At 58.3% G+C, this 10,166-nt stretch carries 11 protein-coding genes; 4 read left to right on the top strand and 7 right to left on the bottom strand.

What is annotated here, in order from left to right:
- Both ACZCED_RS23965 and ACZCED_RS23960 read left to right on the top strand, forming a co-directional pair.
- Window positions 1-1,343, top strand: a 1,343-nt coding sequence (locus tag ACZCED_RS23965; RefSeq protein WP_464861972.1) for a peroxidase family protein, incomplete at its 5' end; no start/stop codon positions are given.
- Between the two features lie 307 nt (window positions 1,344-1,650).
- Window positions 1,651-1,851, top strand: coding sequence for a hypothetical protein (locus ACZCED_RS23960; RefSeq protein ID WP_462972028.1), 201 nt, complete (start codon window positions 1,651-1,653; stop codon window positions 1,849-1,851).
- Between the two features lie 191 nt (window positions 1,852-2,042).
- Here ACZCED_RS23960 and ACZCED_RS23955 read toward each other — a convergent pair whose 3' ends face one another.
- Both ACZCED_RS23955 and ACZCED_RS23950 read right to left on the bottom strand, forming a co-directional pair.
- Entirely contained in the window at window positions 2,043-2,714 is a 672-nt protein-coding gene (locus ACZCED_RS23955; protein ID WP_462972029.1) for a CBS domain-containing protein, read from the bottom strand.
- Window positions 2,715-2,762: 48 nt separating this feature from the next.
- Window positions 2,763-4,607, bottom strand: coding sequence for a GNAT family N-acetyltransferase (locus ACZCED_RS23950; protein WP_462972030.1), 1,845 nt, complete (start codon window positions 4,605-4,607; stop codon window positions 2,763-2,765).
- An 81-nt stretch (window positions 4,608-4,688) separates the two neighbouring features.
- Here ACZCED_RS23950 and ACZCED_RS23945 point away from each other — a divergent pair, with 81 nt between their 5' ends.
- A complete protein-coding gene (locus tag ACZCED_RS23945) occupies window positions 4,689-4,838 on the top strand; it encodes a hypothetical protein (RefSeq protein ID WP_462972031.1) in 150 nt (49 codons plus the stop codon).
- A 25-nt stretch (window positions 4,839-4,863) separates the two neighbouring features.
- Here the strand turns inward: ACZCED_RS23945 and ACZCED_RS23940 are convergent, their stop codons facing one another.
- Genes ACZCED_RS23940 through ACZCED_RS23930 form a run of 3 tightly spaced genes read right to left on the bottom strand, consistent with a single transcriptional unit; the run spans window position 4,864 to window position 7,630 of the window.
- Window positions 4,864-5,907, bottom strand: coding sequence for an Ldh family oxidoreductase (locus ACZCED_RS23940; protein WP_462972032.1), 1,044 nt, complete (start codon window positions 5,905-5,907; stop codon window positions 4,864-4,866).
- Window positions 5,908-5,912: 5 nt separating this feature from the next.
- Entirely contained in the window at window positions 5,913-6,359 is a 447-nt protein-coding gene (locus ACZCED_RS23935; protein ID WP_462972033.1) for an aconitase X swivel domain-containing protein, read from the bottom strand.
- Window positions 6,359-7,630: an aconitase X gene (locus ACZCED_RS23930; RefSeq protein ID WP_462972034.1), complete on the bottom strand. Its 1,272-nt coding sequence runs from the start codon at window positions 7,628-7,630 to the stop codon at window positions 6,359-6,361. Before ACZCED_RS23930 ends, ACZCED_RS23935 begins: the two co-directional genes overlap by 1 nt.
- Window positions 7,631-7,923: 293 nt before the next feature.
- On the opposite strand from ACZCED_RS23930, the gene ACZCED_RS23925 reads away from it, so the two are divergent.
- A complete protein-coding gene (locus ACZCED_RS23925; RefSeq protein ID WP_372682762.1) occupies window positions 7,924-8,124 on the top strand; it encodes a cold-shock protein in 201 nt (66 codons plus the stop codon).
- A 152-nt stretch (window positions 8,125-8,276) separates the two neighbouring features.
- On the opposite strand, the gene ACZCED_RS23920 is transcribed toward ACZCED_RS23925, so the two are convergent.
- A complete protein-coding gene (locus ACZCED_RS23920) occupies window positions 8,277-9,638 on the bottom strand; it encodes an acetyl-CoA hydrolase/transferase family protein (protein ID WP_462972035.1) in 1,362 nt (453 codons plus the stop codon).
- A gap of 175 nt (window positions 9,639-9,813) precedes the next feature.
- Window positions 9,814-10,166: acyl-CoA dehydrogenase family protein (locus ACZCED_RS23915; RefSeq protein ID WP_464861971.1), on the bottom strand; the 353-nt coding region annotated here is incomplete at its 5' end.

Below are 10,166 nucleotides of genomic sequence, written 5' to 3'. Positions count from 1 at the left end.
AGGAACAGGGCCTTGGCTGGAAAAGCAGCTTTGGCACGGGCAAAGGCGGCGACACGATCAGCAGCGGCATCGAAGGCGCCTGGAAGCCGAACCCGACCAAATGGGACATGGGCTATCTGAAGGTACTGTTCAAATACGAGTGGGAACTGGTCAAGAGTCCGGCCGGCGCCAACCAGTGGCTGGCCAAGGACGTGGACGAAGAGGACATGGTGGTCGACGCCCACGACCCGTCGAAAAAGCACCGGCCGATGATGACCACGGCGGACCTCTCGCTGAAGTTCGATACCATCTACAATCCGATCGCAAAGCGCTATCTGGACAACCCCGAGGAATTCGCCGACGCCTTTGCCCGGGCGTGGTTCAAACTGACCCACCGCGATATGGGTCCCCGCTCACGCTACCTCGGTCCGGAAGTCCCTGAGGAGGAGTTGCTGTGGCAGGACCCTGTTCCCGCGGTCTCGCATCCGTTGATTGGCGAACAGGAAATCGCGGATCTTAAGCGCAACATCCTGGCCTCGGGATTGTCTGTCTCCGAGCTGGTCTCGACCGCCTGGGCCTCGGCATCCACCTTCCGCGGATCCGACAAGCGCGGTGGCGCCAACGGGGCGCGTATCCGCTTGGCACCACAGAAGGATTGGCAGGTCAACCAGCCAGAACAGCTGGCGAAGGTGCTCAAGGCCCTGGAGAAAATCCAGCTCGCATTCAACAGCGCAGATATGGGCGGGAAGAAGGTGTCGCTCGCCGATTTGATCGTCCTCGGCGGTTGCGCGGCGGTTGAACAGGCTGCCAAGAATGCCGGCCATGATGTGACCGTGCCTTTCGCGCCCGGACGAACGGATGCGACGCAAGAGCAAACCGATGTGGAAGCCTTCCACGTGCTCGAACCGAAGGCCGATGGGTTCCGCAACTACCAAAAGACCAAGTTCAGCGTATCGGCGGAGGAGATGCTGGTGGATCGGGCGCAACTGCTGACCCTGACCGCGCCGGAGATGACGGTGCTCGTCGGCGGTCTGCGCGTCCTGAACGCCAACGGCAAAAAGTCCCCGCACGGCGTCTTCACCAAACGGCCCGAGACGCTCACCAACGATTTCTTCGTGAACCTGCTCGACATGGATACCGAGTGGAAGGCCACCGCGGACGAAAACGTGTTCGAGGGTCGCGACCGCAAAAGCGGCACCGTCAAGTGGACCGGCACCCGTGTCGACCTCATCTTCGGTTCGAACTCCCAGTTGCGAGCCCTGGCGGAAGTTTACGGATGTGCGGACTCACAGGAAAAATTCGTGAACGACTTTGTGGCGGCGTGGAACAAGGTGATGGACCTTGATCGCTTCGAGCTCGCCTGATCGCCGAACGAGAGGCTGGGGATAAACAAGTATCAGGTCGAAAGGCCAGATACCGTTTATCCACAGCCTCATAAGCGTCTCCGAGGGCTCATGAACTGTATTCTGAAATGCAAGCCGGATGTTCGGGAAGCGATGGCAGCCGCGAATCGACGGCGATTTTAAACCCTCAGCGAGGTCGCTTCGAAAAAGGCCACCCGGACGATGCCGCCGGTCTAAGCGAGGCATTGGAGAAAATGGAAAAATAAGGTATGATATGGGGCAATCGTGGCCGCCAGGCCTCAACCCCCAACATTCAGGAGGAGATTTCATGGCGGAAAAGAAATTCAAGCAGGTCTGCGAGTGTAAAAACTGCGGCAACGAAGCCGAAATGGTTATCACCTGCTCCCTGGAAGAAGAGAAAACAGTCGAAGCAACGCCTCGTGTGGTGGCTAAAAGTGAAGGCAAAACCGAAGGTCATGCCGTCTGCAGCCACTGCGGCGGCGAAGCGGACATATGGCTGGACATCTGACGGCGGCTGATCGATAATCGCATTATTCAGGCGTTATAACGCACCCCAGCTAAGAAAGGGTTGCCCACCAACGTAGGGGCGGCCCTTTTTATTGCCCGAGTCCGCCATCGCGATCCCTGCTCGTCTGAACGATGAACGCCCCCAACCCTCTTGGCGACAAGGCCAAGGCTTTCAGGGGCAGATAAAAACCGTCAGATCCGCTTATCGATATACCATTCGATGGGGTCCAGAATGTCATAGCCCATATTGCGGAGTTTCTGTTTGAGATTGACCACGTTCTTGGCCAGCAGATAGGGAAAAACGGCTCGCTTTCCGGGACGCCAGTCTCTGTAAACGAGAATGGACCCGAAGGTAACGTTCTCCGAAACCATGGTGTGAATGATACGCTCCATTTCGGCGATATTGTCATCGACTACGATCCCCAGCAGGGCGCCCGGTTCCTTGATGCCCAGCACATGGATAAACGCGTTCAACAGGTCCCTGTCCGAAACGATGCCCACTACCTTGAGATTTTCATCCACCACCGGAAAGGCCCCCACCCTCGTTTTTTCGATCAGCAGTAACGCATCCTGCAGGGTTGAAGACAGGGAAACGGAAACAGGATTCTTGGTCATGAATTCCTGGATCGGGACACCGGTAAGCCTTTCCGCCTCCATTTCATCGATCCCGCGGTCGTGAAAAAACCTTGACGGCATGGCACTTCGAATATCGCGGTCGCTGACGATGCCGATGAGGGTGTTGTCGGCTTTCGTAACCGGAAGGTGGCGGATCCGATAGCGGACCATGAGCTGTTTCGCTTCGGCAAGATCGGAATCCCACCCGAGGGTAACCACATCCTTGGTCATGAATCGACTGATAAACATAGCGCACCTCCCTTATCGTTGAACGATCCGACGATCGGACGCCAGCATCTATGTCCGATCGAACGGTATGCGGACATGATAGACTCCATCCTCCATTTCCGCGTGAACCGGCAGCCCGCTCTTATTGAACACCTTCATCATGGCGAGGTTGGAAACCAGTACATCCGCCCAAAATCCCTTGATGCCCCTCTCCCGGGCTAGTTTGACAAGAAGATTGAAAACAAAGGTGGAAATACCTATGCGTTGGTAAGATTCGTCCACGATAAATGCAATTTCGGCCCAACCCCCGTCCGGATCCACGAGGTACCGCGCTTCGGCAACGACAGATCCATGCCCGGGCTTGCCGACAACACCGACGATGGACATCACATCGTTCCAGTCGACGTTGACGTAGGTCTGCATGCGGGTATGCGGCATCGCCTTAAGCGAGGAAAAATAGCGGTAGTAGACCGATTTGTCTGAAAAGCGGTAGAAGAGCCGCCTCATCTCTTCTTCATCCGAGGGCCGGATGGGCCTGAACCGGATTTCGACATCACCCTTGAACCGTTGACATGCTTTGATCTGTGAAGGATAATGGCGCGCGCTTTCCGCCAGGTAGATCTGGTCCCGATAGAGGATATTTTCTCTCTTTGCCTCGGCGATCAATCCGACGCGATCGTCGGGGTGGGCGATATCAATCAATGCCTGGGCCCGTTCCCGGAGCGTGAGTCCCTTAAGGCTGGCCACCCCGAATTCCGTCACCACATAATCAACGGCCTCTCTGAAATCGACCCGATTTTTCATCCCTTCGATGGAAACCGTGATATTGGCGGTACCCTCGCGGCTGCGACTGGGGAGCCCGAATACCGTAAACCCACCTTCCGATATCTGGGCGCCGTTCAAAAAAGCGAGCACCTCGGACGGCCCGGACACCACATTGCCAAGGCCCGTATGCAGCGCGATTCTTCCGGTGATATCCGCTTTCCTGGCGGAAACGATGGCCACAAACCGAGGATTCCGGCCAATGCTCAGCGGGTCGAAGACCTTGTCCACCGGCTGAAATTCAACCCCGGGGTTCTGGTCCAGCCATTCAAGCAGCTGTGCCGTACCGCATGCATAGGAAGTAATGGATTTTCTTTTGAACACCTCTTTGTGCCGGTTGGTGACCGCTCCGCTTTTCACCAAATCCATCAGTGCGTCACTGAAAAACGGCGAGTGGATGCCCAGGTGCCGCTTGTGGGTCAAGGCGCGACCGACGGCTTCAAAAAAGGGGCCCATGGAAAAAGCGACGCAGCTTCGATCTTCAATCAACGGTTCGATATTGGCAGCGATCATGTCAAAGATCGGCTCGGCAGGCCATCGTTCAAAATAGACCGGCGGCTCGTCCGCTTGCACTAGCATGTCGAACTCGGAGACCTGAACAAACGTATCCCCCAAGGTGCGCGGCACCCGGGAGTTTATCTCTCCAACGACCAGGTTGGCCTGCTCCATGGCCAGCCTGGCGACATCCACGGAAACCCCCAGGCTGCTGTATCCATCCTTGTCCGGGGGGGAGACCTGAACAAAAACCACGTCCACCCGGACCTTTCGTTTTTCGATCAGTTCGGGAATCCGTGACAGATAACAGGGAATCAGGTCCACATGACCGGCGGTGATCGCCTCGTCGGCTACCCAACCGGAAAAAAAGGTTTTCAACCTGAATTTCTGACTCTGGAGATTCTTCAATGAAATGGCATCGGCAAAACTGACAATCTGGACCAATTCGAGATCCTGGAGCTTGGCACTGCAGGCCGCCATCAGGTGTTTGACCAGGGTGCGCGGTTCCGCCGCCCCGGTGGACAGAAAGACGCTCATGCCGGGGCGGATCCGCTCCAAGACATCGTCCGGCGTTGCCAGCAGTTTTTCCCAGTCCATGGATCACCCCCATCGAGTAACCGTGTTGCCGAAGCCCTCATGACCCATATGGCAGTCGGGTAAGGCATCTTTGGCGCTGGCATGCAGGAACTGATAGAGAAAGCGGCCGGTCATGCAGGCCGCAGGCAGGCGGTGGATGGTCACGTGTCAGAAAATCGAATGGCGGAACTGGAAAACGGCGCAGCAGAAATGAGATTAAACAAAGCCTTCATCGTGCCGGATGCTTATTAAAAGAATATCACAGGCCCTGTTTACGTCAAGGAGATTGTCGGGATGGCGTGCCCCTGGGATCAAGACGGTTCAATGCGTCGATCCATGCATCTTCGACGTGGATCATTTTTTCCTCACGGGCTCTCTTTAGCTTTTCATGACCCCTATCCCCCGGAATGGCAACCCGGTCCACCCCGTCGGCCGGTGTCTCACTGCGCAGATTCCGGCACATGTCGGAAACGGCATCTTTAAAGGCGCCCCGGTCCGTGAAGCTGGCGATATCCAAGGCCAGGACCAGGCAGCCGTATTCGTGTGGATGCCATCCCGCGGTCTGGCCGGTGCTAAGCAGGCTCTGCACCAGGGCGCCGCTGAGCACTTCGATCAGCAGGGTAATACCGAAGCCCTTGAAGCCGCCGCCGATGGGAAGCAGGTTGGCCACACCGTCGTCTGACAAGGCTTTTGCGGCAACGATAGTGGGTTTGCCATAACGATCGACCGCCACGTTTTCCCGTAGCGGCGTTCCTTTTTCTTTGGCGTTCTTGATTTCAAAGAAGGGGATCTCCGTGGTGGCCATGTCGAGAACCATGGGGTCGCCGGCGGTTGGGATGGCGTAGGCCAGGGGATTGGTTCCCAGCACGCCGCGGGTGCCGCCGAAGGGGACCAAACACCCCGTGCCGCCGTTGAACATGGCGATGCCGATCAGGTCCCGCCGTGCCAGTCCGTCGGCCCACATGTTCAAGGTGATCACCCCGGAAGAGTTGCGGAAACCGGCGGCCGCCAGTCCGAACCGCTGCGCCCGGTCGGCCAGAATGTCGTGGATCGTCTTGATCTTGAGGGACGGCGCCAGGCCGTTGAAATCCATCACCGTGACCGCCCCCTTGTCCACCAGCAGGGTCACTTCGTGCAAGGCCTGTTTATCCCAGACTGTCAGATCGGCCAGCGCTTCGGCCAGCGGGTTCATGCGCGGCGATTTTTTCAGGTGGGTTTCCATGTAGAGGCTGGCAAAGTAGTCCGCCTCATCCGGAGAGACGAACCGGCGTGCGGTCATGGCCAGCTGTTTTTCGAGCGTGTGGATATCCATCTTTGTCATCAATCTCAATCCTCGCTTTCCATGATCGCTATATCTCCCACTCGCCTGATCACGGTGAGTACTCCCTGATCCCCGTCAACCCGCACCCGATCGCCGACGCCGATCAAGGCGAAGGGATCGTCCTCCAGATCCGTCAGCATGGGTACGTTGAGCACGGCGGCCGTCACCGCCGTTCGCGAGTCGAGGTGCGGAAAGACCAGGGCGGCCGGACCGAAACCGGAAACCTGGGCCGCGTGGAAGAAAATGGACCAGCCGTTGGAGCCCCGGCTCCCCTCCAGGATCAGGATGCTGCCTTTAAGGCTCATGCCTTCCAGGGGATGGCCGGGTTCCTTGACCCTGCCGCTGCGGATATCGACCCCGCCCCAACCGGTGATGGTACGCCGGCTGATCAAGGCCGGTCCCTCGGCCACGCCGCCCAAGGCACCTCTGCCACGAATGACGACCGGTTCCATCAGTGTCCCTCCCATATTCCGCTGAGCGCTGTTTGCAGGCACTGCTCCACCGATCCGTAGAAAAGGCGCGCATCGGTCTCCTGCGCCGCAGACATACGCTGTTTGGCCGAATCGTAGGCCGCCGATCGCACGCCATCGGGATACCCGCGCGTCGAGGGGCAACTGCCGGTAAGCAGGTGGGCGCCCGCCATTTCGATGGTCCGGGTATAACCGCAGCGATCGGCCATATACTTGAACGGCCCGGCGGTCCAGATGTGCACGACCGTGTCCGGATGAACGCGGCGGCCATCCAGAAACTCAGCGATCCGACGGACTTCATCGATGTGGTAGTGGGGGCAGCCCAGGGAGAGATAGTCGATGCGCTGCCGGTCGTTGCCGTTAAGTCGGTCGAGGGATTCGGCCACGTCGGCGCCTGAAACGGCGATGCCCACCTGATCCGCATTGCCGGCCAGGGCCTGTTGGATGGTGGCCGCCTCGGGGGTGATGCCTTCCAGGTGGCACATTTCAGTGCCGGCAGCGCAGGCCAGCGCGGCGAAAAACGCCTTGAGCCGGATGGCATCCGGAGGCGGATAACCGCCGGCGATCACGGGCACCGCCATGGGCGGCAGCCGCATACCCACCGCGTGCCCCAACACATCCCAATCATGAACCGATTCAGGACCAGACTGGATGGTTACCACGTGGGTGGCCCGGCGGTTCTCCGGCAGATGCTTGCCCCACAGCGGGGTGTAGCCGCACACCGCGGAACAGAAGCTGGCCTCGATGCCGTCACCGTTGCCGCAGGCCCCCCAGAGGCTGTTAAGGAAAAGCACGGCGCTGGACTCGCAGCTGACGAAATGCTCCCCGGCCAGTGGAACGAATCCAAGCAGATAGGGCACGCATGACCCACTGAGGATGACGCCCGAATCCACGAAACGGGAGAGCATGGCCAGGTTCTTCGCCTGCCGAACCGGCCCGGCAAGCATTTTTTCCGGTACTTCGCTGCAGTCCACCTCGACCCCGCTGTAGCAGATGCAACCCCGATCCATCTGTTTTAATTCGGCAGTCTGCCTGGTGCACAGGGACATGGTCGAAAAAATCCGGTCGAAGTCATCGGACCCCGCCACGTCCAGATAATGGTGGGCGCCGCAGAACAGGTCCGCCCAGGAGACCCGGCACAGCCGTTCGGCCCCCAGCACCTCAGCGTAGCGCACGATCAGTTCCATGGCCTTTTGGGGCGCTTTGCCGCGCTTGCCCTCTATGATGGCTTTTTGAGTATCGTCGAGATTCATTTCCGTCAAATCAACTTGAGAAAGGGTTGAGGATGGCAAACCATCCGGTGGTGCGCCAGGAAAACCGCGTGCAATCCACTGGAAAATGGCCTATGATGGTCTTATCTTCATTGCTGTCCGGTGACGTGGACCGTGGCGACAGACAGGCAGCCGGACGCGTCGGAGAACATACCGGAGGGTTCACCGCCGAAAACTGGTGAACCATAAAACGGGTAAATCCTCGGATTTGTGCACCCCCTTGGTATATACACCGAGACACTGCACAAAAACACCAAAAAAGAAAGAGGCTTCTGATGGAAGGTCACATTAAATGGTACGACGAAAAAAAACGTTTCGGGTTTGTCACCACCCAGGAAAACGAAGATATTTTCCTGCATGTGTCGGGCATCAAGGAGTACGGACATTTCGGCCTGCAGCGCGATGACCGGGTGGAATTCGAAATCAGGGAAACGGCCAAAGGGAAGCAGGCCGTTAATCTGAGGCCTGCCAAATAAGGTTTACTTCAGATTGGTAGGGCACCCTTTTGTCCGGGGTGCCCTCTTTTTTTTCTCACCGCACGCGCCGCTCCTCTCTCGCTCATTGTTTGACTCCGGAAGGGTTTCCGGGACGCGCCGTCTCAAAGCGGCCTTTTCGTCCAGGTTCGGTTTCATATCTTTTCGTATGGATGGAATCCTTTGGGGATGCCATCGGTCAGCGCCCCCTTCGCATGGTGGAATTCGGGGCTGTCGTATATGGTTTTCAACAGGCCGTCCTTGAACCGGGGCGCTGCCAGATGGGCCATACCCACGGCCCGTTCGGACAGGCTCAATCCGCGGGGGTCGAAAGCCCCGTTTTCGGTGACGATAACCACCGGATCGGCGGCGATGGCCGTGGTGGTAATGCCCTCCGGGCACATGTCTACGATTTTGGACAGGCCCTTGGCTGTGACCGACTTAAGGGCTATGATCGGCACCCCGCCGCTGGAAAGGTTGGCGCCGCGGATGAAATCGCACTGGCCGCCCACCCCGCTGTAGATCTGCCGGGCTTTCATGGAATCGGCCCAGATATTCCCGTGAAGATCCACGCCGATGGCGCTGTTGATGGAAACCATGTTGGGCTGACCGGCGATGGTGAGGATACTGTTGGTATAGTCTGCAGGCCGGATCTGGACAGCGGAATTGTAGTCCAGCCAGTCGTAACCCGCCTGGCTGCCGGCCAAGAATATGGAGGCGAGGCTGAATTTGTTGCGGGTGCTGGTGTAGCGGTTGGTCACCACCCCTTCATCCACCAGCCGTCGCATGGCATCGGCGAACAGTTCGGTGTGGATGCCCAGGTCCCTGACACCCTTTTCCAGGATGGCATCGGTAACCGCCTCGGGAACCTGCCCGATCCCATACTGGATGGTACTGCGGTCCTTGACGAACAGACCGGCAATGATCCTGCCGATCCTGCGGGCGGGCTGGTCCGGCGGCTGCACCGGACTGACCGGCAGGGGGTAGTCGGTGTCAAGCAGGTAGTCGATCCAGGCACCGGGGACGGTATCCCCCAGCACGAAAGGCATCCGGGCGTTGCGTTCGGCGACGACCAGCCCGTTGTTGGCCCGCACCGTTTCGATGGCCGCCATCACCCCCTCCATGGTGGTTCCCAGACTGTAGTTGCCCCCGTTGTCGGGCCCGGCAACGGTCAGCATGGCCACGTTGGGTTTAAGGTATTCGCGGACCTGCATGGGGATGTCGCCCAGATGCATGAGCTGGTATTTGGCCCACCCCTTGTTGGCGGGCTCCCGGGTATGGTGGCTGTTAAAAATGATGCGGTGGGTGATCCGATTGCAAACCGCTTTGGCAAACAGGTCGGCCACATCCCCGAGAAAGAGGACGCCGATCAGTTCCACCTCTCTGATCGATTCATCGGCGGCCAACTGCCTGAACATCACCTGGGGCGTGGCCGCATTGCCCGACGCATATATCCGGCTGCCCGGCGGCAGCAACGACGGGTTGACGATGTCCTGCACGTCTCTAACGATTTTCATCTTTCCCTCATTGCCTGTTGTTGTCGTTCATCACATGCATGCACCTGATAACCGCCATCAAAGCTTTATTTTAGATTCGACGGTCGTTTAGCACAACGATAAATAAAAAAGGGATCGGGAAACAACCGATACCGGCTATGCCCCGATCCCTCAATACACAATACCACAATTCGTTTTATCTGTTGGCCTTCCTGTACCCCAGCTGGTCCAGGGCGATGATCCACTTGCAGATGTTGGCCGACCCCTCCACCATGTAATACGTCGGCGTGTCGCGGTAAAACCGCGCCACCGGATACTCGGTCGAGTAACCGTAGGCCCCCAGGATGCGCATGGCGTAATTCGAGGCCTTGTTCACCGTCTCGCCGGCAAAGTACTTGGCCATGGCCACGTCCAGACCGTTGTTCAACCGACCCTGATCCTTGGCCCAGGCCGCCTTGTATACCAACAGCCGCGACGCCTCGATCTCCGTGGCCATCTGGGCGATCATGTCCTGGTTCATCTGGTACTCTCCGATCGGCTTGCCGAACT

It is taken from the genome of Desulfosarcina sp., from assembly GCF_055467485.1.
The sequence above is the reverse complement of the archived record's forward strand: the minus strand, read 5'-3'. Positions and strand labels throughout refer to the sequence as shown.

Coding starts and splice junctions, on each gene's coding strand:
- ACZCED_RS23960 (WP_462972028.1), top strand. CDS start 1,651: ATGGCGGAAAAGAAATTCAAGCAGGTCTGCGAGTGTAAAAACTGCGGC.
- ACZCED_RS23955 (WP_462972029.1), bottom strand. CDS start 2,714: ATGTTTATCAGTCGATTCATGACCAAGGATGTGGTTACCCTCGGGTGG.
- ACZCED_RS23950 (WP_462972030.1), bottom strand. CDS start 4,607: ATGGACTGGGAAAAACTGCTGGCAACGCCGGACGATGTCTTGGAGCGG.
- ACZCED_RS23945 (WP_462972031.1), top strand. CDS start 4,689: ATGCAGGAACTGATAGAGAAAGCGGCCGGTCATGCAGGCCGCAGGCAG.
- ACZCED_RS23940 (WP_462972032.1), bottom strand. CDS start 5,907: ATGACAAAGATGGATATCCACACGCTCGAAAAACAGCTGGCCATGACC.
- ACZCED_RS23935 (WP_462972033.1), bottom strand. CDS start 6,359: ATGGAACCGGTCGTCATTCGTGGCAGAGGTGCCTTGGGCGGCGTGGCC.
- ACZCED_RS23930 (WP_462972034.1), bottom strand. CDS start 7,630: ATGAATCTCGACGATACTCAAAAAGCCATCATAGAGGGCAAGCGCGGC.
- ACZCED_RS23925 (WP_372682762.1), top strand. CDS start 7,924: ATGGAAGGTCACATTAAATGGTACGACGAAAAAAAACGTTTCGGGTTT.
- ACZCED_RS23920 (WP_462972035.1), bottom strand. CDS start 9,638: ATGAAAATCGTTAGAGACGTGCAGGACATCGTCAACCCGTCGTTGCTG.